This is a genomic window from Prochlorococcus sp. MIT2302, from assembly GCF_059772385.1.
Genome location: NZ_CM186285.1, coordinates 650,085 through 675,891, shown reverse-complemented (window position 1 = coordinate 675,891; position 25,807 = coordinate 650,085). Strand labels below are relative to the sequence as shown.

22 protein-coding genes and 1 tRNA gene are annotated in these 25,807 nt (G+C 34.7%); 9 read left to right on the top strand and 14 right to left on the bottom strand.

The window, feature by feature from the left end; translation table 11 throughout:
• Positions 1-9 precede the first annotated feature (9 nt).
• Genes crtE through AC6EI2_RS04165 form a run of 3 tightly spaced genes read left to right on the top strand, consistent with a single transcriptional unit; the run spans position 10 to position 2,878 of the window.
• Positions 10-909, top strand: coding sequence for a geranylgeranyl diphosphate synthase CrtE (crtE, locus tag AC6EI2_RS04175; protein WP_498463145.1), 900 nt, complete (start codon positions 10-12; stop codon positions 907-909).
• Positions 906-1,421 (top strand): divergent PAP2 family protein, encoded by a 516-nt coding sequence (locus tag AC6EI2_RS04170; RefSeq protein WP_498463144.1) that lies wholly within the window; start codon positions 906-908, stop codon positions 1,419-1,421. The genes crtE and AC6EI2_RS04170 overlap by 4 nt, the downstream gene beginning before the upstream one ends.
• On the top strand, positions 1,418-2,878 hold the full coding sequence (locus tag AC6EI2_RS04165) for an ATP-dependent DNA helicase (RefSeq protein ID WP_498463143.1): 1,461 nt from the start codon (positions 1,418-1,420) through the stop codon (positions 2,876-2,878). The genes AC6EI2_RS04170 and AC6EI2_RS04165 overlap by 4 nt, the downstream gene beginning before the upstream one ends.
• A 35-nt stretch (positions 2,879-2,913) precedes the next feature.
• On the opposite strand, the gene AC6EI2_RS04160 is transcribed toward AC6EI2_RS04165, so the two are convergent.
• From AC6EI2_RS04160 to AC6EI2_RS04135, 6 genes are all read right to left on the bottom strand, one after another.
• Complete coding sequence (locus AC6EI2_RS04160) at positions 2,914-4,269, bottom strand: cobyrinic acid a,c-diamide synthase CobB (protein WP_498463142.1); 1,356 nt, start codon at positions 4,267-4,269, stop codon at positions 2,914-2,916.
• A 13-nt stretch (positions 4,270-4,282) separates the two neighbouring features.
• Complete coding sequence (locus tag AC6EI2_RS04155) at positions 4,283-5,590, bottom strand: glucose-6-phosphate dehydrogenase assembly protein OpcA (RefSeq protein ID WP_498463141.1); 1,308 nt, start codon at positions 5,588-5,590, stop codon at positions 4,283-4,285.
• 38 nt (positions 5,591-5,628) lie between these two features.
• Complete coding sequence (zwf, locus tag AC6EI2_RS04150) at positions 5,629-7,152, bottom strand: glucose-6-phosphate dehydrogenase (RefSeq protein ID WP_498463455.1); 1,524 nt, start codon at positions 7,150-7,152, stop codon at positions 5,629-5,631.
• 169 nt (positions 7,153-7,321) lie between these two features.
• The gene (locus AC6EI2_RS04145; RefSeq protein WP_498463140.1) at positions 7,322-8,587 is read right to left on the bottom strand and encodes a ferredoxin-NADP reductase; all 1,266 of its coding nucleotides are present in this window, start codon (positions 8,585-8,587) and stop codon (positions 7,322-7,324) included.
• A gap of 294 nt (positions 8,588-8,881) precedes the next feature.
• Positions 8,882-8,954 (bottom strand) — tRNA-Glu (locus tag AC6EI2_RS04140).
• Between the two features lie 49 nt (positions 8,955-9,003).
• Positions 9,004-10,149 (bottom strand): histidine kinase, encoded by a 1,146-nt coding sequence (locus AC6EI2_RS04135; RefSeq protein WP_498463139.1) that lies wholly within the window; start codon positions 10,147-10,149, stop codon positions 9,004-9,006.
• Positions 10,150-10,256: 107 nt separating this feature from the next.
• Between AC6EI2_RS04135 and AC6EI2_RS04130 the strand changes: the two genes are divergently transcribed.
• The 3 genes from AC6EI2_RS04130 (at position 10,257) to pepN (ending at position 14,045) form a co-directional block, all read left to right on the top strand.
• Entirely contained in the window at positions 10,257-10,814 is a 558-nt protein-coding gene (locus tag AC6EI2_RS04130; protein WP_498463138.1) for a hypothetical protein, read from the top strand.
• 154 nt (positions 10,815-10,968) lie between these two features.
• Complete coding sequence (locus AC6EI2_RS04125) at positions 10,969-11,394, top strand: DUF8650 domain-containing protein (protein WP_498463137.1); 426 nt, start codon at positions 10,969-10,971, stop codon at positions 11,392-11,394.
• A 32-nt stretch (positions 11,395-11,426) separates the two neighbouring features.
• Positions 11,427-14,045, top strand: coding sequence for an aminopeptidase N (pepN, locus tag AC6EI2_RS04120; RefSeq protein WP_498463136.1), 2,619 nt, complete (start codon positions 11,427-11,429; stop codon positions 14,043-14,045).
• Positions 14,046-14,055: 10 nt separating this feature from the next.
• Here the strand turns inward: pepN and AC6EI2_RS04115 are convergent, their stop codons facing one another.
• Complete coding sequence (locus AC6EI2_RS04115; RefSeq protein WP_498463135.1) at positions 14,056-15,051, bottom strand: ribose-phosphate pyrophosphokinase; 996 nt, start codon at positions 15,049-15,051, stop codon at positions 14,056-14,058.
• A gap of 627 nt (positions 15,052-15,678) precedes the next feature.
• On the opposite strand from AC6EI2_RS04115, the gene malQ reads away from it, so the two are divergent.
• Positions 15,679-17,175 carry a 4-alpha-glucanotransferase gene (gene malQ / locus AC6EI2_RS04110; RefSeq protein WP_498463134.1) on the top strand — a complete coding sequence of 499 codons (1,497 nt, stop codon included), beginning with the start codon at positions 15,679-15,681 and terminating at the stop codon, positions 17,173-17,175.
• A gap of 2 nt (positions 17,176-17,177) precedes the next feature.
• Here the strand turns inward: malQ and AC6EI2_RS04105 are convergent, their stop codons facing one another.
• From AC6EI2_RS04105 to AC6EI2_RS04090, 4 genes are read right to left on the bottom strand one after another with little or no spacing between them, the layout of a single operon-like run.
• Positions 17,178-17,708: a helix-turn-helix domain-containing protein gene (locus AC6EI2_RS04105; RefSeq protein WP_498463133.1), complete on the bottom strand. Its 531-nt coding sequence runs from the start codon at positions 17,706-17,708 to the stop codon at positions 17,178-17,180.
• A gap of 15 nt (positions 17,709-17,723) precedes the next feature.
• On the bottom strand, positions 17,724-18,437 hold the full coding sequence (locus AC6EI2_RS04100) for a pseudouridine synthase (RefSeq protein ID WP_498463132.1): 714 nt from the start codon (positions 18,435-18,437) through the stop codon (positions 17,724-17,726).
• Positions 18,438-18,495: 58 nt separating this feature from the next.
• Complete coding sequence (locus tag AC6EI2_RS04095; protein ID WP_498463131.1) at positions 18,496-18,954, bottom strand: hypothetical protein; 459 nt, start codon at positions 18,952-18,954, stop codon at positions 18,496-18,498.
• A 50-nt stretch (positions 18,955-19,004) separates the two neighbouring features.
• Positions 19,005-20,651, bottom strand: a complete 1,647-nt coding sequence (locus tag AC6EI2_RS04090) for an ABC1 kinase family protein (protein WP_498463130.1) — start codon at positions 20,649-20,651, stop codon at positions 19,005-19,007.
• Between the two features lie 100 nt (positions 20,652-20,751).
• On the opposite strand from AC6EI2_RS04090, the gene AC6EI2_RS04085 reads away from it, so the two are divergent.
• Positions 20,752-22,149, top strand: a complete 1,398-nt coding sequence (locus tag AC6EI2_RS04085) for an Orn/Lys/Arg family decarboxylase (RefSeq protein ID WP_498463129.1) — start codon at positions 20,752-20,754, stop codon at positions 22,147-22,149.
• A gap of 94 nt (positions 22,150-22,243) precedes the next feature.
• On the top strand, positions 22,244-23,131 hold the full coding sequence (locus AC6EI2_RS04080) for a phosphatidate cytidylyltransferase (protein ID WP_498463128.1): 888 nt from the start codon (positions 22,244-22,246) through the stop codon (positions 23,129-23,131).
• Between the two features lie 5 nt (positions 23,132-23,136).
• Here the strand turns inward: AC6EI2_RS04080 and AC6EI2_RS04075 are convergent, their stop codons facing one another.
• The 3 genes from AC6EI2_RS04075 to AC6EI2_RS04065 are packed head-to-tail and all read right to left on the bottom strand — an operon-like array spanning position 23,137 to position 25,802.
• A complete protein-coding gene (locus AC6EI2_RS04075) occupies positions 23,137-23,769 on the bottom strand; it encodes a hypothetical protein (protein WP_498463127.1) in 633 nt (210 codons plus the stop codon).
• Positions 23,770-23,775: 6 nt separating this feature from the next.
• On the bottom strand, positions 23,776-24,666 hold the full coding sequence (locus AC6EI2_RS04070) for an alpha/beta fold hydrolase (RefSeq protein WP_498463126.1): 891 nt from the start codon (positions 24,664-24,666) through the stop codon (positions 23,776-23,778).
• A gap of 17 nt (positions 24,667-24,683) precedes the next feature.
• Complete coding sequence (locus tag AC6EI2_RS04065) at positions 24,684-25,802, bottom strand: iron-containing alcohol dehydrogenase (protein ID WP_498463125.1); 1,119 nt, start codon at positions 25,800-25,802, stop codon at positions 24,684-24,686.
• Positions 25,803-25,807: the final 5 nt, after the last annotated feature.

Genomic DNA, 25,807 nt, shown 5'->3' with positions numbered 1-25,807 from the left:
ATTTTTTGCATGCAGGAAGCAATCGCTTCTTTTGACTTCGCGGAGTATCTAGAAAAATCTAGAGCTCGCGTTGAACATGCGCTGGATGCCTCTCTGGGCCCTGAAAAGCCTGAAAAATTAAGAGAATCTATGCGCTATTCCCTTTTGGCCGGAGGGAAAAGATTAAGGCCGATTCTTTGTCTAGCTGCTTGTGAACTTGCTGGAGGAGAAGTCGAAAAAGCTCTCCCTACAGCAGTAGCTCTGGAAATGATTCACACGATGTCTCTTATCCATGATGATCTACCTTCAATGGATAATGATGATTTACGTCGAGGACGTCCTACTAATCACAAAGTCTATGGAGATGCTGTAGCAATACTTGCTGGAGATGCTCTATTGACTAGGGCTTTTGAGATGGTATCAATTCGGACCAAGGGTATACCATCAGAGAGACTCTTGAAAGTAGTAGGCGAGCTCTCATTAGTGGCAGGAGCTCCTGGATTAGTGGGAGGGCAAGTGGTTGATCTTGATTGTGAAGGTAAAGAGGTTGATTTGGAGACCTTGGAATATATTCATCTTCACAAAACAGGAGCTTTGCTAAAGGCATGTGTTACTTGTGGAGCATTAATTGGTGGGGCTGATCAGAAGCTTCTGGAAGCATTAAGTGTCTATGCAAGAGGGATTGGATTGGCATTTCAAATAATTGATGACATTCTTGACGTAACAGCAAGTAGTGAAGTGTTGGGCAAAACAGCAGGAAAAGATTTAATTGCTGATAAAACTACTTATCCAAAATTACTTGGTCTTGAGGAATCTAGAAGGAGAGCGGATCTATTAGTTGCTAAAGCAAAAAATGCTCTTGATCCTTGGTCTGAAAAATCAAAACCTCTTCTTGCATTGGCTGATTACATAACAAGTAGAGATAGATGAGTACCAATCCGGCTTTCGAATCTCAATTTATTTATATTCTTGATAACGCTGTATTGGCTTGGGGCCTTGCAGCATGTGGTATTGCTCAATTTTCTAAATTATTATTTGAATTAATTTTTAAGCAAAGATGGAGACCATCAGTACTTATAGAAACGGGCGGTATGCCCTCCAGTCATTCGGCTTTGGTAACAGGAACTGCTGCAGGAATTGGGCTTCAGCTTGGTTTTAATGATCCTTTATTTGCTTTGGCTTCAACAATTGCTTTTGTCGTTATGTATGATGCTGCTGGGATTAGAAGATCGGCAGGTTTAACGGCGGCAAAAGTTAATGAGATTTTTAAAGATAATTACAGTGAATCATCGACTGAAACTATTTTAAAAGAGTCTTTAGGACATACTAAAATTGAAGTATTAGTTGGCAGTTTTGTTGGACCTATGGTTGCTTTGCCAGGTATTTTCTTCCTTGGCTCTCCTTTACATATTTTGCAAACGATAGGATTATTTGCTGTGTGAAAGAAGTAAAAATAAAAGAAGATTGTGTTTTTTTAACCAAGGACCAAGAAAAATCTCTCGAATTATTTTGTGAGTGGTTAAAGGAACCATATTCCTTTAAACCTTTTGTAATGAAAGGCTTTGCAGGTAGTGGAAAAACATATTTGTCAATGAAACTATTAAAAAAGGTAGATGAATTAGGTTTGAGTTGGACTGTTGTTGCACCAACTCATAAAGCTGTAGGCGTATTAAGGCAGGGATTGAAAAGTGAATCTATTCAGCCAACATGGTTCCCTTCTACCATTCACCGTTTGCTTCGTCTTAAGTTAAAAAGAAAGGCGGATGCCGAAATATGCGAGAAAACAGATCAAACGGAGAAATCTTTAGAGAATTTAGGACTTGTTCTGATTGATGAGGCATCAATGATTGATTCCAAATTATTGGAGATAACTCTTGAATGTGCAAGATGTAACTCGACTCGGTTGGTTTTTGTTGGTGATCCTGCTCAACTCCCACCAGTAGGAGAAAGCTCTAGCTCAGTTTTTTTAATGAAAAGAGCAATAAATACAGAACTTAGAGAAGTTGTTCGTCATCAAGGACCTGTTCTTAAATTGGCAAAGATAATTAGAGACGGGCAAATCCCTTGTAATCAGCCATCGATACTTCCAATTTTTCATTCTAAGAAAGGTAATGTTGGAATATTAGATAGAAAAAGTTGGCTTGAAAGAGCTAAGGCAACATTACGATTATCTTCTTTAGAGGATGATCCAGATAAAGCAAGAATTCTTTGCTATACAAATAGAATTGTTGATAATCTAGTCCCTCATGCAAGAAGAGCTATTCATGGTGATATGGCAGATCAATATCAGGTTTTACCTGGTGAGGTTTTAATTAGCCGTAAGGCTGTAATGGTAAACGCTTCATTAAATGAGGATGAGCTTGGAGAAGAACCAGATATTTTGATTGGTTCCAACAGAGAACTGCTGGTAGAAGATGTAATCCCAAATAGTTTTGACTTAGCCCCTTTAGACATTAATCATAGTTTTGAAAATCTTTTACCTGTTATCCAAACTCAGATAGCTAAAGTTAGCTGTGATCAAAAAGAATTCTCTCTAAGGTTAATGCCTCAAATAGGTTCTAAATCTCGAAGCGAGTTGGACTTCTCTTTGAATAAGTTGAGCAATTTAGCAAGAGAGAGAGGAAAAAAAAATAGCGCTTCGATTTGGAAACTTTTCTTTTTTATTAGAGATTCATTCGCTTCTTTAGGTCCCGCTTCTGTCCTTACAATTCACAGAAGTCAAGGAAGTACTTTTGGAGAAGTGTTTATAACTTCCGATGTTTTTTGGCCTAAAGATCTTGAATTTAGAAAACGACTTGTATACGTCGCAGTAAGTAGAGCAAGCGATGGCGTTTGGATTGTTGGTGACAGTAAAAGCAATAAGAATAAAGCTCTTTTAGAGAAACTATTAATTGATTAATTTCTAAAAATCTTATTTTTGAAAATAAATTTACTTTAGGCATAATTCCTAACACTTCTTTTCCAGTTTTCTATTATGAGAGGCGAACTTGCCCAATGTAGATGTATCCAACTTGCATGAATTAAATGATTGCAAAAACCTTCCTTCTTTATCTTCATATTCCATCCTTTGATATCCCATATGTGATTTATTTGTGAATTATATTTTTCATTAATTAATTCCCATCGATGAAATTCATGCCCTATTAGTTTATTCCCAGGACTGGTAATAGGACTTTTATTTTTACTTCTTGCTTCTCTATAACCAATTTTTAAATCACCTTTTTTGACCTTAAAAGGTAATACGCCAGACATTGAATGTTCTCTTCCTTCAAGATCAAATATACTTTTACCTAAAAGCATCATTCCACCACATTCAGCGTATATAGGAAACTGTTGAGAAAAAATTCTTAATGAATTAAGGCTATTTTTTGAATTACTTAATTGTTTTGCATGTTGCTCAGGAAAACCACCAGGTATTATTAATCCTCTAGCTTCTTTTGGAATTTGTTCATTTTCAAGAGGTTTCCAAGTAATAGTTGGCATACCGTGATCTTCTAACAATTCTTTTGTTTCTTGATACCTAAAATGGAAAGCTTTATCTTCAGCTATAGCGATTGGGTGAATAAATCTTGGATCTTTCCTTGGCAAAAAGTGATATATTTTGTGGTTGGATTTTGGAGCTAATAAAAGTTTTTTAAAACTTTCAATGTCTATATATTCTTTGGCTATTGATGCCCACTTCTTAACTTTAATTTCTAACTCAAGAATTTCATGTGCTGGTGCTAAACCTAAATGCCTTGTAGGAAGATATAAGTCTTCGCAGGGAGGTAAAGAACCCAATGACTTTATATTGATTTGATCAAGAACCTCCAATAGTATCTTTTCATGTCTAGGAGTTTGAACATTATTTAGAACAACGCCTGCGATTTTTAATTCCTTATCATGTTCTCTAAATCCTTTTATTAAGGCTGCTATTGACGCAGCCTTCCCTCTGGCATCAACAATTAGAACTATTGGCAGATTTAAAACCTTAGCTAATTCAGCTGTACTCCCTTTGGTACTACTGCCAATTCCATCAAATAATCCCATTACACCTTCAACAAACGAATAATCAGTTAATCCTCCAAAGCGATTAAAGTTTTCTCTAACCCATCTTTCTCCAGAGAGAATTAAATCAAGATTTCGACAAGCTTTCTTTGATACCGCTGCGAGTTGTTGAGGGTCTAAATAATCAGGTCCAACTTTAAAAGTTTGGACTGTTTTATTGATACTTTTTAAATAAGAAATTAAAAGAAGACTTAAAAGAGTTTTACCGCTGTTACTTGATACAGCAGAAATTACGCATGCCATCTAATGACTATATTTATTTGGATTGATTAACTAAATCAAGGATCTCATTTGCTATTGGTGCCGCACTCGCAAGTAAAGGACTTGTGTTTCCTCTACTACTGGAAAGTAATCGAGCAACATCACTCTCTAAAGAGGTCTTTTGAATAGGAACTACTTGTTCAATAAGTTCCATTCTTGCCATGCCTCCAGCTTCTAATCTCATACATTCCCCAGATTCTGATGCCAGAATTACACAAAGATCGTTTTTTTGTTTGTTCTTGGCTTTTGAAATTAATCTTAAACCAACTATTTGGCCAGGATTAATGCTTGGCTTACCAATAGGTAGAGAAGTTATGCTGACTTCAACAAGAGTGTTGTCTTGACGTAGAAAATTAACTTTCAGCTGATCTTTTTTTGAGCAGATGAACTTTTCAAGTTTCCAGTTGAGACGATCGGCAATCCATGCACCAAGTAAAAGCCCTTGAACTGTTTGAGAACCCTCAATATCGATGTCAATTTTTTGTAAATTCTCAAGAGCATTTCTTCTTTGAAGTGGATCAAACACCATCGCTAAAGTCTCTCTCCAGCTTCTAAGACGAAGCCAATTAAGGTCGTTAACAGCTTGGCCCGATTGAATCCTTTGAAGTAATAAATTTAAGCAAACGCTTGGTTCTCCATGCGCAGTATCAATAATTAATCTTCGATTTGGCAGAGCTAGAGCATGAAGGAATTCTGGAGCCTCATCAACTCTTCCATTCCACCACAACCAAGAAGGAAGTTCATCAGGGACAAGAGTCTCAACAATTTCAAGCCCATCATTAATTACGTTTTTATTACCTCGTAAAACAATTACGTCGCCACAAGCTGTTTTGCCTCCGCCCTCTTCGGGAAGAGGACAATATGCGGCAACTAATGTCTCTAAATTATTTTCTTTCTCAATTGTTGGTGCAATAGTTATTAGTCTTCTAGGTTGTAAATTACTAATTGAAGTATCAATGTGTTGCCCTCTAAGGTCTTCTACATTTTTAATTAGCTCTTCACATTGTATTGAAGATTGAACTCTAAAATCTAATGGTGAAGTACTGTTGGGGAGATTACCTTTTAAAATAATTTCTCTTGCAGCCTCTATAAGATCATTTCTTTGACTACCTACTACTGGCCCAGATATTTTTCCAGTTTTGACTAGTTTTTGTTCGATCCAAGCAGGTTGCCAGACAATTAAACAAAAAGTGTTGGCTCCTTTGTCTCCTCTTTCTTCATGAGACCATAGTTGCTCAAGGTAAGTAGGAATTTCAGCTGGAGGTAGCTGAAGAGGCGTTTGAAGTGTTAGTTGAGGAGACATTTAATTTGGTTCGAATAAAAGATTTAGATTCAATTTTTTCAAGGTCTTCTCCATAGAAGCTGATCTTTTCCAATTAGTAAGTCTGATTCAGTAGGCCCCCATGTCCTTGATTCATATGGATAAACAGGTAATTCCCAAGGGGAATCCTCAATTTTATCTAAAAGAGGAGTATATAAACGCCAAGCAGCCTCTACTTCATCGCTTCGAGTAAACAATGTTGGATCTCCAAGCATTGCATCAGCTAGGAGCCTTACATAACCCTCATCTGATGGCTCTCCAAAGGATTCATCATAAGAAAACTCCATATTTACAGGTCTACTTCTCATACCAGAACCTGGGGATTTCACCTCAAAACTAAATTCAGCTCCTTCATTGGGTTGAATTCTGAGTATTAATTGGTTTGATGTTGGGCATCCCCCAGCTGCATCAAAAAGATGAACAGGAGCTTCTCTAAATGTAAGAACAACTTCACTAAGTCTTTTAGCTAATCGTTTTCCTGTCCTCACGTAAAAAGGGACCCCTTGCCATCTCCAATTGTCTATGAAAAGCTTCATTGCTACATATGTTTCGGTTGTACTGTTTGGATTAACACCAGGTTCTTCTCTATATCCAAGGAGTGGATCCGCATCGCTTCCTCCTTTTGAATACTGTCCCCTTACGCAGCATTCCCATGGCTTCTCTTCATTGGCAAGCTTTACTGCTTGTAGTACTTTGGCTTTTTCATTCCTTATGGCTTCTGGATCAAAATGCCCAGGTGGTTCCATTGCGGTTAGTGCAAGCATTTGAGTTAGATGGTTTTGAACCATATCTCTTAACGCTCCTGAAGATTCGTAATAGCCTGCTCGATCTTCAACTCCAACTGTTTCGGAACTGGTGATTTGAACACTCGATATATAATTTCTGTTCCAAATAGGTTCAAAAATCGTGTTTGCAAATCTGAGAACAAGAATATTTTGAACTGTTTCTTTGCCTAAATAATGATCTATTCGAAATATTTGATTTTCTTGAGCACAACTCTGAACCAGAGAATTGAGTATCTGAGCGCTATTGAAGTCTCTTCCAAAAGGTTTTTCAATAACAACTCTGCTTCGCTTAGGATCTTTCAATAATCCTGCTGCTGCTAAAGCTCTACATCCACCTCCATAAAATTTGGGAGAAACTGAAAGGTAGAAAGTTCGATGGCCATGCGTTGCTCTTAATTTATCAATTACTTCTAGTCTTTCTCCAAGCTTTACGAGGTGCTCAGGTTGTTGAAGGTCTACAGGTTCATAGAAAAGATTTTGAGAAAACAATTCCCATTCTTTAGGACTTTCTTTTATTCGAGAAGAAAGAGCTTCTTCCATTTTTTCTTTAAATATTTCATCAGTCCATGCTCTTCTTGCACAGCCTAAAACTGCAAACTCACTTGGTAATCTTCGTTGCTTAAAGAGCTCGAATAAAGCAGGAACAAGTTTCCGGTGAGTCAAATCCCCTGAAGCACCAAAAATAACCAGACATTGAGGAGGTACTACTCGCTCTTGGCGAAGTCCAATTCTCAAAGGGTTTGTTACTGGCATGCTCATTGATAAATTCCTTGCCAATTGGATTTGAAATATTATCCAAATTGCTTCTAATCATTCCACCATTTCTTGGTCGGATGTCCAAAAACAAAATTGATATTGATTGATTAAATATAGAAAAAATATTTATAAAGTAATTAATAATTATCGCTTTCCAGACTTTCTTATTTTACTAGTAAGTCTCAGCATGCCATCTTCCTGCTTTTCTTAGCTTAGGTCTTAGTTCAGACCAGTCCAAACCTTTCGCAGAAGCTGCTGTTGTCATTGCTTCATCTATTCCTGGCTCCATTCCTTTTAGTCCACACAAGTAAATATGTGTTTTAGGATTCTCAATCATGGTAAATATTTCGTCAGCATGTTCTAGGACCCTATCTTGGATATACATTCTTCCACCTTTAGTGTTTTGCTGTTCTCTGCTGATTGCTTTTGTGTATCTGAGATTTTCTGGGAATTTTGATTTGTAGTGTTCAAAGTCAGCATCGTATAGAAGGTTTGCTGTTTTTGGTGCACCCATAAACAACCAAGCTTTTCCTTTAAAATTCCACTGATGTTTTTCAATTTCCGTCGGTTCAAACATTCTTCTTAAATAGGCTCTCATTGGAGCAATACCAGTTCCTGTGGCAAGCATTATTATGTTCGAATCTTCTTCCTCTGGAAGAAGCATCTCTTTGCCTACCGGACCACTAATTTTTACTTTATCTCCAGGCGATAGGTTACACAAATATGTAGAGCAAACACCATTTATTGTTTCACCATCTTTTTCGTATTGAAGTTGGCGTACACATAATGAGAGTGTGTTCCCTGCAAAGTTATCACCATACCTAGTGCTAGCAATTGAATAAAGTCTTGGCCTATGTGGCTTACCTTTTGCATCCTCGCCAGCAGCAAGTATTCCGCAACTTTGACCTTCAACATATTTGAAGTCTGGTTCACCTCCTGATATATCAAAAGTTATGTGTTGAACTTTCCCTATTGCTCCTTCTTTGAGAGCTGAATAATTCTCGGTTACTGTCCCGGTGAAAGGTGCTTTTGGTTTGTAAGTATTTACTGGCACATCTGCATGGGGTTTCTTTGCTGCCGGTACTTTTGCAGGTGAAGAGGGGGTTGATTCGGACACAGGTTTTGCAGTTGCAGAGGTTTTAGCAGCAGCTGGCTTTGCAGTTGCAGGGGTTTTAGCAGCAGCTGGCTTTGCAGTTGTGGGGTTTTTAGCAGCAGCTGGCTTTGCAGTTGTAGGGGTTTTAGCAGAAGCTGATTTTACAGGTGCAGAGGTTTTAGCAGCAGTAGTAGTTTTTGCTTTAACTTTGTCGCTTAATGCATTTTTACCAGTTCGCAAAATTGCACCAAATGAATATTGCCTTTGAATTAGGTAGAAAAAACCAATTATGATAGGAATATGTGCAAGACCACCAAGAACTACCTTTGTCTCTGAGTAAGCCATAAAAACTTAAATTAGATTCTGAGATTACCAATAAGTGGTAACTTTTAGCTGTTTTATCATCATATTACTAATTTCTGGTTCACCTTTTTAGACCGTCACAAGCTGATTTCTTCCAAAATGCATCTATTAAATTCTTTTAGATATTGATTTTGATTAACCGAAAAAATTTTTTCTAATTTTTTACTTTCATTGTTCTACTAGTGGTGGATTAAAAAAACGGTAATACCATTTAAATTTTTGCCATCAAAATAAGCGGTTTTTGCACTATAAAAAGTTTTAAATAAATTTTATTTATAGCCCCAAGGGGATTCGAACCCCTGTCGCCTCCGTGAAAGGGAGGTGTCCTAGGCCTCTAGACGATGGGGCCAGATGAAGTGACAAATCACTCAATAAGTAATTGTTGTCACAATTGAAAGTTACGGGCCCGCCTTGCCACTCGTCAAGGCTTCTTGATCCTTGTTTTGTCCTCGCCATACTGGAACGGTGAAGTAAAAACATGCACCTTCAGTCGGTTTAGAAACTACCCAGATCTTGCCACCATGGACTTCAACAATTCTTCTACAAACTGAAAGACCAATGCCAAAGCCAGTTGTCTCTTGAGAAGTTTGTGGAAGTCTCACTCGATCAACAAATATTCGATGTTGTTCTTCTGATGGGATTCCAGGTCCATTATCTCGAACAATTACTTCAACCCATTGATTTGTTCTGTGAAGCATTGTTATAAAAATTTCACCTTTGTCTTCGGAAAATTTCAAGGCATTTTCGATGAGGTTTAGTAAAACCTGCATCATTCTTCTTTGATCAGCGAAGACCGAGGGCAAATCAGAAGGAATATCAGTATTTATTTTGATTTTGCGATTGAGCCATAGCTTCTCAAGCTCGAGTATCGCTTCGGCAGTTAAGTTAGCTAGATCGACTTTTTGAGGATTAAATAAAGTTTCCCACCGAGTGCTTCCAACTTCTAATAAGTCCTTTGAGAGTAGTTCAATCTCTTCTAACCTTCTCTTTAAGACTTCTTGAAATTTTGACATGCTTATTTGTCCAAGCTTTTGACTTTGGAGAGCCAATCCTGCAGCTGTTAAAGGAGTCCTCAATTCATGAGCAACCATTCTTAAAAGACTTTCTTGCGAATGTATTTTTTTAGTGAGTGTTTCGTTTTCTTGTCGGAGAACTAGAAGATCATCCTCTAGAAGAAGTTCTTTTTGTGTTTGATTGGATTCAAGTGTCTTTGCTCTAAGACTGATGCCAACAGAGTTTATTAGCCCTTCATGTTGCCATCTTGGTACCCAAGTTTTAACTTGTGAACAAATCGAACTTCCAGCAAAAATTTGTTTGGGCGAAGGCTCTAATTTTATTAGAGCAGGAAGTGCTACCAATCTATATAGCTCGAGTAACTCTGGGTTATCAGAAGGATCTGAAAATTCTAAGTTTACAATGAAACCACTATCTTCTGTTTCTAAATATTCAATTAACGATCGAATATCTCTCCTTGAGAGATGATGGCGAGATGCCACAAGCAACAGTTTTAACTGTCGTCGGTCCTGAGCTTCGGCACTATCCACAGTGTCGAGCGATCCAAATAATTACGCATACCTTAAGGTAATGAGACTCATTTTAGGTATTGGCTAATAATTAAGTGAATACTTTTTAAATCTCTCAGTTCCAGAAAATGGCTATTTCACATTCATCTGGTATTGAAAAGACTAGAGACTCTCCTGTAGGCATTGATAGACTGCGAATCAACTTTGACAGTAATTTAAGGCGATGGTTTGGTCGAAATATTGGTTTGTGGCATTCTAAAAGACAATATTTTTTTGATAAAGAAAAGGCTATTAATTTGGAAATGTACATAAATGTAAGCAAGTTAAATCAACGAGATTCGGAATTTGAAAGCTATCGGTTTAAGTGGTGGTGCGAGGATAAAAAAGATTTTTTTATTAAACGACCAACTTATAAAAGTGAAGGAGAAATAATTGCTCGATTACAAGGGCATCAACTAATACGTGATTGTTCTTATTTAACCGATTCTTCAGGAATATCAAACATTAGGCAAGTTGATGAACACGAATTGATTTTTGATACTAATTACGATAATTGGCACGTATTGGAACATACGCGCTTAATAGACCAAGATAAATTTAGATCCAGAACTATTTATAGTTGGTTTAACGATAAGTTGAAGATAGTTGAAAATCATCATGAAATAAGGATTAAGAATCCCAACTGAAGAGTTTGTTAAATCTATTTTGATAGAAATCAATGTATGTTATATATTTAATTTGCAAGTGAAGAATTTTCAATAGATTTTTTCCCTGCATCATATGTTTTTTACCGACTAAAATCTCTTGAGAAAAATTAAAAATTCACCAAGACACAAAATCTTGGCTTTATCAATTATGTTTGCTTCAATATTTTTATCAAGTTGCAGCAACTCCATAAAGTCCGAATCTAATACACCTAAAATTAGAACTGACAAAGCGGAAATTAATATTATTCCTGCTAGTGATGAAGATATTTTTTTATATAGACAAATAGGAATAAACTATTTGTGTATGGCGAGACAAATTGAAGTTGAATTCCCGAAGGCTATTTCCTTGGCTGCGAAAAATTATGAATTGCTCATAACAAGCAGACATGGTGGATTAATTAAAGAATTAGGAAAAGAAAAATTACCAGAAAAAAATATATATAATGGAGCAATTTTGCAAATTCTTGATGGTGCCATAAAGAATTGCCCGGAGATGGTGCCAGATGAAGATAAGAAAAAATTCTTAAAAACTGTTGAACAATTAAACCAAAAGAAATAAATTATATTCGAAACTAAAGAAATTTATTTAATATGTTTACTCAGGAATCTATTAAATTATCAGACTATATTGAATATCCTTTCTTAATACCGAGAATAGATTTAAATTTTGATATTCGAACTGATTGTGTTTTTTTGCAATCAAGAATGATAATTAAACCAAAGCACAAAGAATCCACAAAGCTTATTCTTAATGGTAGTCAAATTGAATTGTTATCAATATCAATAAATGCAAGAGAACTTAAGTCAGAAGAATATTTAGTTACCGATAAATGCTTGATTATAAAGAGTCCGCCAGTGGCAGAGTTTGAATTAAAAATAAGATCGCGAATTGATCCTTTTAGAAATACATCATTAGAAGGATTATATATAAGCTCAGGGATGTTAACTACGCAATGCGAAGCTGAAGGATTTAGACGTATCTGTTATCATCCTGACAGGCCTGATGTCTTAAGTAAATATACAGTAAGATTAGAAGCTGACACTAAATTATATCCTGTCTTATTGTCAAATGGAAATAAGAAATATTCAGGAAAATTAAAAAATAATGTTCATAGACATCAAGTGGTATGGGAAGACCCTTTTCCTAAACCAAGCTATTTATTCGCTTTAGTTGCTGGTAAGCTTAATTCAGTTTCTGATAAATATATCACAAACACAGGAAGATTGATTGATGTTCTAATATATGTTGAATCTGGAGATGAAAAATATACAAAACATGCTATAAATTCTCTAAAGAAAGCAATGAAATGGGATGAGGATACTTATGGTCTTGAATATGATTTAGATGAATATAAAATTGTTGCGGTTAGGCATTTTAATATGGGGGCAATGGAAAATAAGGGACTAAATATTTTTAATTCAAAATTGGTTTTAGCAGACTCAAAGACTGCGACTGATGATGAATTAGAGAGAATAGAAAGTGTTATAGCTCATGAGTATTTTCACAATTGGACCGGTAATAGAATTACATGTCGAGATTGGTTTCAGCTTTCATTGAAGGAGGGATTGACAGTTTTTAGAGATCAATCTTTTACTTCAGATCTGCATAGCACTGGACTTAAACGAATAGAAGATGTTTCATTTCTTAGGAATTTTCAATTTGCTGAAGATAAGGGACCTACTTCACATGCTGTGAAGCCTAAAGAGTATGTGGCTATCGATAACTTTTATACAACAACTATATATGAAAAGGGTGCTGAGCTGATAAGAATGCTTGAGCTATTACTTGGCAGAGAAAAGTTTTTTAGAGGTATCGATAATTATATTAAAACTTTTGATGGCACTGCCGCAACAACTGAGGATTTCATTAATTCATTAATCAAAGGCGCCTATATAGAAGAAAGCAATTGTCCTTTTGATGTATCAAAATTTCTTAATTGGTATTATAAATCAGGTACACCAAAAGTATATGTTAATCAATCCTGGGATTCGAAAAATTCAATTTTAAATGTCTCTTTTAAGCAAAAGATAGAGAGTGATCAGAGTAGTGAAAATATTGAAATGATTATTCCAATTCTTTATTCTTGTTATAGCAGAGAAAAAGGACCTATACCTATATTTGAGGAAAATTTATTTGTCTTAGATAAAAATAATAAGAATCTAAAAATTAAACTCCCATTTGAGAAAGATGCCCCAGTTCTATCAATTTTTAGACGTTTCTCTTCCCCTGTTGTTTGGGAATCTGATTTGTCTATAGATGATTATCTTTTTCTTTTCTTAAACGATAATGACTATTTCTCGAGGTGGGACTCTGGTCAATTTTTAATGCGTGAAATGATTAAAAATAGGCTTTTTAACAAAGCAAATTCCTCATTGGAAGATAAGTTTATTTTTGCTATAAAGCAATCCATGAAATCTTTAGAATTAAAAGATCCTTTTTTCTTGGCAACTCTTTTAAAAACTCCTGGTTTAACGGAATTGGAATCTCTATTTGAAAAAGTGGATCCAGTAAATATTTATAGAAAGTCACTTGATTTTAAAGTTTTAATTGGTAAAGGAATTCTTCAAGACTTAAGAACACTAGCTTATAAATTATTTGCCAATATTAACCATGAATGGCCTGAGGGCAAAGGTCAAAGAAAGCTATTAGGAACTATTTGGTCTTATTTAACTCTTGCGGGCGATAATAATGTTAAAAAGAATTGTGTTGAAGCAATCAATCATTCTTCAATGACTATCTCAAAGGCAGCACTAGGAGCATTGAAACCACTTGATTGCGTTGAGACAAATGAAGCTTCAAATTTGTTTTATAACCTCTGGAATGATAACGCAGTTGTTTTGGATTCATGGTTCGCATATGAGGCGTCAAGACCTAATAAGCAAGGAATTGATGTGATTGAAAAATTATTATCACACCCTAAATTTGATTGGAAGGCTCCAAATGCAATACGAGCTGTTCTAGGAGGATTTAGTCAAAATATTGAGTTGTTTCATTCTCTTGATGGACAAGGCTATTTATTTTTTGCTGATAAATTAATAGATTTAGATAAAATTAATCCAATAACTGCCTCAAGAATGGTGAAAATCTTTAGTAAATGGAAAACATACGTCGATCAAAATAAGGAGGGAATGTATAAATCAATTTTAAAAATTAATAGAGCAAATATTTCACCAAATACAAGAGAGGTAGTGGAACTAATTTTGAAGTGAATTTACAGAATTATCTGAACATTGAGCTAACAGAACTTTCTTCGTGAATTCTCCAAATAGCTTCTCCAAGCATATTTGCAACTGATAAGACCTTTAATTGAGAGAAATCTAATTTAGTAGGCACTGGAATACTATTAGTGACAATAACTTGTTCAAAAAGGCCTTCTTTTGAGAGTCTCTCGTAAGCAGGTGGAGAGAAAACAGCATGAGATGCACATGCAATTACTTTTTTTGCACCTTCTTTCCTAAGTAATTCAGCTCCTGCACAAATAGTTCCTCCAGTGTCAATCATGTCATCAATCAATATTGCAGTTTTGCCTGAGACTTCTCCAATTACTGTTAGGCTTTCGGCAACATTATGCCCTGAGCGGCGCTTGTCAATAATGGCTAAAGGTGAGTCCTTCATTTGTTTGGCAAAGGCTCTTGCTCTAGCTACACCGCCTACATCAGGAGAGACGACCACTATCTCATCAAGTTTCATGGTTGATAGATAATCAACTAAAACCGGTGAACCATATATGTGATCGCAGGGAATATCAAAATAACCTTGTATTTGTGCCGAATGTAAATCCATAGCCAATACTCTATCTACTCCTGATTTGACAAGAATATTTGCGGTTAGTTTCGCGGTTATTGACTCTCTACCTGCTGTCTTTCTGTCTGCCCTGGCGTAACCGAAGTATGGAATTACAGCTGTAATTTGTCTGGCAGATGCTCTTTTGCAGGCGTCCACCATGATCATGAGTTCCATTAAGCTGTCATTAACAGGAGCACAGGTTGGCTGTATTAGAAAAACATCACATCCTCTTATTGATTGCTGGATTTGAACGTAAAGCTCTCCATCCGCAAACCTTTTTGAAACTAGAGGGACATTGGTTATCCCCATATAAGTCGCAATCTCTGTTGCTAATGCTGTATTCGATGTCCCGCTAATCAATCTGAGTCTATTAGTGTCATGCTTGAGACTAGTAGGGTCAGGATTTGCTGCAGTTATAAAACTAGTCACCGTTCCACCGCAAGCAAGAAATAGTATTTACTAATCTACCTTTATGTTGATACATGATCATCTAAAAGCTTTGTTTAATTTTTTCTTAAAAGATCTCATCATCTTTTGTGAAACCTGGAATCATTGCCCTGTCTTCTTTTTGGGTGGTGGGGTACTATAAATATCTTCTAAAGAATTTTCTTTTGAAAACATTAATAATTTGACTTCTGGTAAAGGCCTAAAGATTTTTAAAGGTGCTTTTGCTGAAAACACAAAGATAAAGAGAGCTGAATTATCGAAATAGGGGCCATCTAGAGGAGCAGGCTCCTTGAATGAAAAATATAAAATCTCAAATTAAATCATCGCTTTTTTATATTGGCTTAATAAAGAAAAATTTTTTTGGCAGTTTGCATAAATAATGCTATTGATTGAAAGAAATATAATAAGAATTTTTGTTTTAATTCAAAAAAGATTTGGTTTTTCTAAAATAAATGTTTAATTATTATTAGATTTGTTAGTATATAAATACTAAATATATTTTTTTAATACTTAAGAAAAAGATTTCCCATTTTACAGTGAAATCCATTTTGAATTTAATAAAAAAATAGCATTATTAGTTTTTCTTCGTGTTTTTTAGAGATAAAAAAAGTGAAATTAGAAAGAAATTCAGGGATCCTTCTTCATCCAACCTCATTGCCTGATAGCCCTGTCTGCGGTACTTTTGGCAACCCTTCTCGAATTTGGCTTAATGAACTAGCTGCATCTGGGATAGGAGTTTGGCAATTTTTACCTCTTGCTCCTACGGATTCTTTTGGATCTCCTTATAGTTCTCCATCAAGTTTTGCCTTTAATCCATGGTTCCTTGATCAGAATGATTTAGTGAAAGACGGTTTCTTAGCTAATAATCTAGAAATAGACTCTTCTGAAAATATTTTTTGTGTTGATAGAGTAGATTTTCAATTAGCTAATTCAAAAGTTAAGGCCTTGCGGTCTTCTTTGGTTGATTATTGGGACAAACAGAACAGAAATACTAAAGAAGAATTTGAAATATGGTGCTCAAGACAATTTTGGTTGGATGATCATTCCATATTTATGGAGCTAAAAATTCAAAGCAACGATCTTCCATGGTGGGAATGGCCAGATAAATATGCAGCCAAGGATAAGAAAGAATTAGCAAAGTGGAAAATTAATAATCAAAGAGAATTGTTAGGTCATAATCTGCTCCAATGGCATTTAGACAGGCAGTGGAAATCAATCAGAAAACTTGCGAAAGATCTGGGGATTTTTTTATTTGGAGATGTCCCTTTTTACGTGTCTAAAGATAGTGCTGATGTTTGGAGTAATCGATCATTGTTTTCTATTTTAACGAATTCAAATACATACCTTCAAAGTGGAGTTCCTCCTGATTATTTCTCTGAGACCGGCCAGCTTTGGGGGAACCCTGTTTATCGCTGGAGTAGGCATAAAGCCGGCAAATATAGATGGTGGAGAAAAAGAATTTCAAGACATCTAGAACAAGTTGATTTTTTACGACTTGATCATTTTCGTGCTTTTGAAGCTTTTTGGGCAATTCCTGGTAAAGATAAAACAGCTGAGAATGGTTTTTGGTTATCTTCCCCAGGGAGAGAGATCCTAGGTTTAATAAAAAAAGATTGCAGTGGTTTTCTTCCTTTAGTTGCAGAAGATCTGGGCCTTATCACATCAAATGTTGAAAAGTTGCGCGATGACTTTGAATTAGCAGGAATGAAGATACTTCAATTTGCTTTTGATGGGAATTTAGATAATCCATATTTGCCAGAGAATATTAAAAATGATAATTGGATTGTTTATACAGGAACGCACGATAATTCAACTTCTCAAGGCTGGTGGAGAGAAATGGATCAAGAAAGAAAAGAACAAATTAGAGAAAGAATTCTTGATTTTGATAATTTCACTTCTTGGGAGTTGATTCGAATTGGTATGGAAACAAAAGCCAAATTATTTGTAGCGCCTATGCAAGATTTATTAAATCTTGATAATAATTCTCGTTATAATAAACCTGGGACAGTAGAAAATAATTGGTCATGGAGATTATCTAGAAATGATTTGAATATTCAAGAATCTTTAAAAAGATATGGTGACATAGCTAAAGAAAATAAGAGATAACATTACTTGTCTTTTTTATTCAATTTATTTTCATTTTTTAGAATAGTATTTTCTAACATTATTGGTTCTGTCGAAACACTATTTATTTTTATAAGATATCTTTGTTGAATATTAAGGGCTAATATCGATGAAAGCATAAAGACAATATATAATAAGCTCCCAATCCAGCTATTAAGAAAGTCAATATTTATGAAATTAAATCTAAACCTAGATATTTTATCAATACTATCTTTTTGTGCGAGTAAACCGTTTAAACTACCTTTCTCTAAATTGAACTTAGTCTCAATACTTTTGATCATTGAAATCAAATAAGTTTTCTCTGGCAAATACTTTTTCCATCCATTTTCAATAGATATTAAGACATTTTTTGAAATCTTGGTCTCATTAGATAGTTGCTCTAAAGAAATCCCAGATTTTTTTCTTTCAGCTTTAAATAAATTAATTGCTTCTGAAAAATCATTCTCAGAAACAGGTTTATCCTGCTCCTGAGAAAATTTGGATGAGGATTTTTTGAAGTAAAAATTTAGAGCCATAAAATGCAAATGTTTTTAATTGATTATTGAGCTCCATTCCTTCCTTTTTAGCTCTCGCCACTTACCTTCTTGTAGTCCATTTAAGTTTATATTTGAGATCGATATTCTTTGCAAATCTTGAACTGGATGTCCAATGAGATCTGCTATTCTTCGAATTTGGCGATTGCGACCCTCTTTCAAAATAACTTTAAGAAGAGTTTTGCGAGAGTCGTTATCCAAAAATTCTATTTTCGCTGGCAGTGTTTTTTTACCATCAAGTAAAATCCCCCTTCTCCAATTATCTAGTATTGATTGACTTGGCTTGCCACTGACCCAAACAAGATAGGTTTTTGTGTGGGAGTATTTTGGATGTGTAAGCCTAAGTGTTAACTCTCCATAATTGGTCAATAGAATTGCTCCTCTGCTATCAAAATCTAACCTTCCCACGGGGTGAATACCAAGACGTAAGTGTGATGGAATAAAACTTAAAATTGTTTTCCTTCCATGATTATCTTCGCAGCTAGATATGACTCCATAAGGTTTATTTAATAGAAAAACTTTATGATTTAACTTTTTAGGTAAATCTCTTCCGTCGACCAAAATTTGATCAAGGGTTGGATCTGCTTTCTCTCCGAGAACAGCTTGCCTTCCGTTTAATGTTACTCTTCCCTGTTTTATTAATAAGTCAGCTTTCCGTCTTGATAAAAGGCCGGAGTCGGATATAATCTTTTGTAATCTATTAAGTGGCATTATTTATAAACTAAATACTATATTCATTTCAAAATACAGTGTATAAAATCTAGTTTCATTAAAAAAATTCATCTATTTCTTTAACTGTTCCCTCCTCTACTTGGATTAGTAAATCTTTAATTGCTTTCCACATGCTTATGCCAGAAATTATTGAGATGATTGAGGAAAATATTACTGACTTAATAATAGAAAAGTTTATGATACTTAATGCACTTGCGAAAATAATTGTTAGGCCTGTAAAGAATGAAAACCAACTTGATATTGTTCTAGGATTTTGTAGCGGATTTGGTGAAATATTCTTTGATGACCAATTATTTAGTTTTGATTTCATTATGTCTGCAAATATCAATCCAGACATCAGGCAGATAAATGCTCCACAAGACAGCCAAAAAAAAGGATCTTCAATTGGCTTTATTTGTTGGTAATTAGAGATGAATTCATTTATATCTGGAATATCTTCCGCTTCTAAGTTAGCTAAAATAAATGCGAAAATATTTTTAATACTGTTATTGATCATGCTTTTAGGCTTATTTAACTTTTTTGGCTATTGTATTTTATAAAAATATTCTACGCAACTTGTGTTTTGTTTTGTTTTGTTAGACTTGAAGCCATTCTTAAAGGATTGAATGTTTTTCTTACTAGCTTAATTAATTGTTTCATATCTTTTGTATCTATTCTTTCATCTTTAATAATGCTCATTAATAAGTTCTTCCTTATTAGTGAGCCTCTAGAGCTAGTTAAAAGCTTAATACCTGCCCCTGCTACAGGAATCAGTTCTTTTGCCGGGGTAGTTGAATCCTGTACTAGAACATTAAATAAATTTTCTATTCGCTCGACTCTAATGTGTCCGTTATGATCAAAAATAACATCTAATAAAATATTTATCATTTCATTTGTATCTGATGTAAGTAATCTTTTTGCTACATAAGGGTACGCTAGATCTATAATTTTAAAATCAGGATCTAAGCGTAGAGCAAGTCCTTCTTGGCTAATAACAGCTCTTATAATCAAAGCAAATCTTGCGGGAACTCTAAAGGGATAATCAAACATTAATTCAGAAAATTTATTAGTAATTTCTTTAAAATTAAATGATGCAACATCTTTACCAATTGCGCTTCCAAGAACTTCTTTTAATACAGGTATTAGAGGCTTAAGGTCTTGATCTTTGTTTAAAAAGCCAAGATTTTGAAAATCTTTTGCTACGGCATGAAAATCGTTATTTATCAAGTGAACAATTGCGCCAGTAAGGGTTAATCTGTCTTCTTCTGAAATTGAGTCCATCATTCCAAAATCAACGTAAGCGATATTGCCTAAATCATCATTATGACCTTCAAGAGCAAACATATTTCCTGGATGAGGATCTGCATGAAAGTATCCAAATTCTAATAACTGCTGAATTCCGCTTATAACTCCAGTTCTAATGATTTTTGATGGATTCAAATTATTTACAACTAATTCATTTCTGTCTTTTAATTTTGTACCGTTAATCCAGCTTGTAGTTAATACCTTTACAGTTGATAAATGTTTTTCTACTTTTGGTATTGTGACTGACTTGTTATTATGGAAAAGTGTAGAAAATCTCTCAGCATTAATAGCTTCTTTTGTATAATCAACTTCATCAAATAAGCTTCTTCCAAACTCATCTATTATTTCACCTAATCCAAAACCAAGATTTAATGGAAGTATTGGTGCACTAAGAACACCAAGTATTTTTATAATTACGATATCTCTTCTTATATTGAAAATAAGAAGAGGCCTTTGGACTTTAACTGCTACCCAGTAATTGCTAGTTAACTTTGCTTTATAAACCTGTCCAAGACTTGCTGAGGCTATTGGTATGGAGGGAAATTCTTCAAAAAGATCATTCGCTGGTTTTCCTAGCTCACTTTCAATAATCTTAAGTGCTTTTTCGTGAGAAAATGAGGGTAAGTTATCTTGAAGGTTTGTTAATTCTTCTAACCAATCTTTCCTTATTAGATCTGGCCTGGTTGAAAGGGCTTGACCTACTTTTATAAAACAGGGACCCAGACTAATAAGTGTTTTAAGTAGAAATTTAGCTAGGTTTTTTTGAGTCTTCGCGTCATTGCTTGAACCTTGAAAAATAAGTCTTGCTAACAATAGTGATATCGCGCCAACTATTTGAATAAATCTAGGCACCAAAATCCACGGCCTAGTAATTAGCCAGATTAAATCTCTTTTGAAATCGTATTTCATGAATTCATCATAAGTTCTTTTAGCTACCGCTATATGAAGTTCTTTTGATTTGCTTACTGATTAATTTAACTACATTGATCTTAGGTATTCCTTTTACTCAATGAGGCTTTTTAACTTGCTTTCTGTTGATAGAAGCGAAAACCTTTTTTTGCCAGCCCATGTGAGAGGAAATGCTCTTCCAAAAAAGATAAAAAAACTATTGAAACTAAAGCCAGGTATATGGGATTTGCCAGAGCTTTTCGAGATTGGTGGCCCTTTAATTAGTGAAGGGGCCATAGCTGAAAGTCAAAAGTCTTCTGCTTATCAAGCGGGTGTTGATAGATGCTGGTATGGAGTCAACGGGGCGACTGGTTTACTTCAAAGTTCATTACTAGCTCTCGCTCGTCCTGGCCAAGCTGTTCTTATGCCCAGGAACATACATAAAAGCTGTATTCAAGCATGTTTGTTTGGAGGATTAATACCATTACTTTTCGATGTGCCTTACTTAACTGATCGAGGTCATGCCTCTGTCTTTGATAGTAAGTGGCTTAAAAGAGCTCTAAAAAAAGCAAAAAAACTTAAAGAGGACATAGCTGCGGTGGTTTTAGTTAACCCCACATACCAAGGATATTCTGCAGATATGGAATCCCTGATTAAGGAGATTCATGCACATTCTTTGCCAGTATTAGTTGATGAGGCTCATGGCGCTTACTTCATAAGTGAAATAAGACCAGATTTACCTAAGTCAGCCATATCTTATGGTGCAGATTTAGTTGTTCACTCTCTTCATAAATCTGCTCCGGGATTGGTTCAATCTGCAGTTTTATGGTCGCAAGGTGAGAAGGTTGATCCATTCAAAATCAATAGAAGTATTGAACTGCTTCAGACTTCAAGCCCAAGTTCTTTATTGTTAGCTTCTTGTGAAAGTTCGATAAAGGAACTTATCTCACCCCAAGGGCTAAAGAAGTTGAAATCCCGAATAGAAGAAGCTGAGTTATTAAAAGATTTTTTGATTAATAAAAAAGTTCCTCTTCTTGAAAACAGTGATCCATTAAGAATCATTCTTCATACCTCAAGATTCGGTTTGAGTGGTATTGAAGTTGATAAAAGGTTTATAAGTAAAGGAATAATTGGTGAATTAGCTGAGCCAGGAACACTAACTTTTTGCCTTGGGCTTTCATCTCACAACAAATTAGGAAAAAGATTTGTAGGAATTTGGAATGAAATCCTTACAAATTTTGGCCAACAGAAATCGTGTTTTTTTAAAAAACCACCTTTCAGCATCGTTTCTAAGCCATGCAAGCCAGTTTCATATTCTTGGGGATCGGATTTTGAGATTGTAAATCTGCAGAATGCTATTGGAAGAATTTCAGTTGAGATGGTTTGTCCTTATCCTCCAGGAATCCCATTATTGATTCCTGGTGAGATCTTGGATGAAGCTCGTGTTGATTGGTTGATAGAGCAAAAAAGATTTTGGCCAGAACAAATCTCTGACTTTATAAGAGTACTTCTTGATTAAACATATCTACTTATCAGCTATAATGAAATTATTATTAATAAATCCTTTAAAGTATGTTTTGTAGAAGAAATCTATATTTTTTTCATCTAATTTAATGTTTTTAACTGTTTCTAAAAAAAGATTATTAAGTGGACTTTTAGTTGGGGCTTTTGGCTTTTTAATAGTCTGTTTAGGTGATTGGTGGTTTTCTATCGCAATAAGTTTAATTGTTCATTTGGCTCTTCTAGAATTTTTTCGGATGGCAGAGTTTACGGGGATAAGGCCAGCTACGAAGACTACATTATTGGCCTGCCAAATATTACTTTTTTTCACTCAACTATCTTCTCTTGGATATATCTCAATTGAAATATCAGATGCTATTTTGCCATTGTCAGGTGCCGCTATTTGTGGTTGGTTGTTGCTACAACCAATAACTGGTTCCATTGCTGATGTAGCGGCATCAATTTTCGGGTTGTTTTACTTAGGATTCTTACCAAGTCATTGGATTAAGTTACGAAATCTTTTAGAAAGTGATTTAACAAATAATTTTAACTTGATACCCATTGACTGGCCAACATCTGTTACTTTTGGAATGCTAATAACTTTTTCTACATGTTTTATGATCGTTGGATTTGATATAGGTTCCTATTTTGTAGGTAAGAAATTTGGTAATCACTTATTATCTCCAATCTCACCTTCTAAAACTATAGAAGGTGTCATTGGGGGACTTTCTTTTTCAATAATAATCGGAGCCTTTTTTGGTTATCTACTTAGATGGGAATTTGGAATATTGATTGGAATATTTATTGGTGTTTTAGTAGCATTGTTTTCTCTCGTAGGAGACCTTACAGAATCGATGTTGAAGAGAAACGCAGGATTAAAAGACTCAGGTGATTTTTTACCTGGTCATGGAGGTATTCTTGATAGGATAGACAGCTATTTATTTACTCCGGCAATTGTTTTTTATATAGTAATTTTATTATCACCATTAATTACTTCTTGAAATATTTATATACTAATAGGAGAATTTGCTATAATATTAATTAAATTATTTTCTATATATATATTTTCAATAAATATTTTATCTTCAATAGGAATCTGAATACTCTTTTTATTGCTTTTTTTTCGCAGGTAGATTTTTCCTTTTTCAGTTTTAATATTAATCTTTTCTTCTTTGTTTTTAGTGATATTCTTTTCAGAGGTTTTAATTAATAATTCATCATTGATTATTTCTATATCTTTTAACTTCTCTTGATTAAAAACTTCGTTGCTAATCACTTCACTAATCCAATACCAGCTATTAGAAAATAAAATTGATTTTAGTGATTTTTTGGATAAAGAAATTTTGAATTTTATTATAGGATTTTTCACAAAGTATAATTCTTTATTGATTAACTTAAAAATTATTTTAATATTATCTCCTTCTAGTTCAATTTTATCGAATAAAAGATCTTTGTAATTAATATTTTCAGCGAAAATATTAATTTTTTCTATTTCTCCTTTAATTATATTAGCAGAACTTGAGATAATATTTATTTTAAGATTGTTAATTTTCTTACACTCTTTTAGTATTAAGATCCTTACACATTGCTCTAATAATTTAGCAAGAATTCCTTTTCCTTGAATCCGCTTCACTATCATTTTGTTTTATAATTTTTTCCATAAATCAGCAACTAACTCTGGTTCTTCCAAATGTGGAAGATGTCCTGAATTTGATGCTATTTCTATTTCTTCTTTATAGTTCCTGTAGGTTTCTTCCTTTTCATTCTTAGGAATGATTCGGTCATGTTTTCCCAAAATAATTTTGAGAGGTTGAGTTGGTTTTGGGAGTCCGCAGTCAGAAACTCCCCCATCGGCTGCAAAATCTGCTAGAGATGATTGCCATCCAGGAACTTTTAAATGAATGGATGCGATCTGTTCTTCTGCAGGACCAACACTATTTCTCGGATCTGCGAATGCCTGTCTACATAACCCCTTGCGAACAAAAGGCTGACCAAGGAAAAAGGCCCCAAAATGATTTAAGGGCCACGGTATTTTTGGATTTTTTCCTGCCAATCCCGCTGGTGATAATAGCAGTAACTTATTCACCTTCTTTGGGTTTTGTCTTGCGAGTTCTAGAGCTAAAGCCCCGCCCATTGAGGCACCTATAACTCCTATGGGTTGATTCGTTGAGAAATAGTCCAAAACATAATTCAAATGTTTCATTAAATATTTAAATCCATATCTATTACCATTAGATCTAGGACAAAATCCAAAGCCATATAGATCTGGAATTATTAATTTATTATTTTTCTTTAGAAATGGTGTGAGACGTCGATATTCAAGAAAACAGCTATCAAAGCCATGGATTAGAAGTATTTTTTCTCCTTTTCCTGTTAAAACTGTTGGAAATAGATCAGATGGATTCCGTGAAATATTCTCAAGTCTTAACCATTTAAGATCTTCAATAAGTTTACTTGCTTGTTTATCAATAATTTTGTTTCGAATTTTATTAATGTACGCCTTCGATGCATTTGTTTTATCTATATTTTTATTCACTTCTTGATTCAATGCTATTAATTATTTTTTATTATTATTTTGGAGGTTTTAGTCAATGGTTGATAACTTTGAATTGCTTCGAAAAGATCTTTTTCATTTATTTGAAAAGGTAATTGATGAATATCTGAGTTATTTTTACAGGCAAATTCACAGGCTTTATGAAGTTCTTTCGAGGTCGTATCTCTAAGACAAATTGACTCAATTGAAATAGGAAGGTTTAGTTCTGAGAAGAAATTTATAAGCTGTTTTTTAGATTGTTTTGGTAATTGACTTGTTGAATTTTTCTCTTCTAGATCTAATTGCAATAGTAAGCCAAATCCAACAAGTTCTCCATGAAGTGGTTTGCTTGTATATGCAAGTTGTGTTAACCCATTGTGAATGGGATGAGCTGCTGCAGTTCTGCATTTTGCACCACCAAGACCTCCAATGATTCCAGCAGTCAGAGCACATCCTTCTGCAACAGTTTCCCAAGAATTGCTTAGTGGATCTATGAAAGCCTGGTGGCCATTTAATAATAATTGATCTCTTAAAACCCGAGCCATCTGAACTGCTTGTTGCACAAAACCGTCTTGGCTTTTACTGCTTGTTAAGGAAGATTCGTACCATTTTGCTACGGCATCTGCTATGCCACTAGCAAGAGTTCTTGGTGGGGCATTTCTGACAATTGTGTGATCGAAGATCAATAAGCTTGGGCAGGTTTTTAAAGCTACATCTTTTACAAATTTGCCATCGGGAGTATAAATATTAGATAAAGCAGTCCATCCAGCACATGTTGAAGCGCTTAATGGAACGGTTATGCAATTGATGCCGAGCAAATCAGCAATTAATTTCCCTGCATCAAGTACTTTCCCTCCTCCTGCTGCAATAATCCCATCGCATTTGTTGTTTTTTGAGACTAGACATGCATTTTGGATATCTAGTTCACAACAATCATGATCTAATTCGAAAGAGATTGGTTGAATACCCCTTAAAAGTAAATCTTTTTTGAAAGAAGCTCTTATTTTTTTTGTAGAGCTACTTCTACCTACTATTAAAGGCCTTTTGCAAAGTATGGTGATTAGACCAAGGGATTTAATCCAAGCTCCCTCTCCTCTAACAACCTTTGCAGGTGAAATACTGTGATTATTTATAGACATTAAAC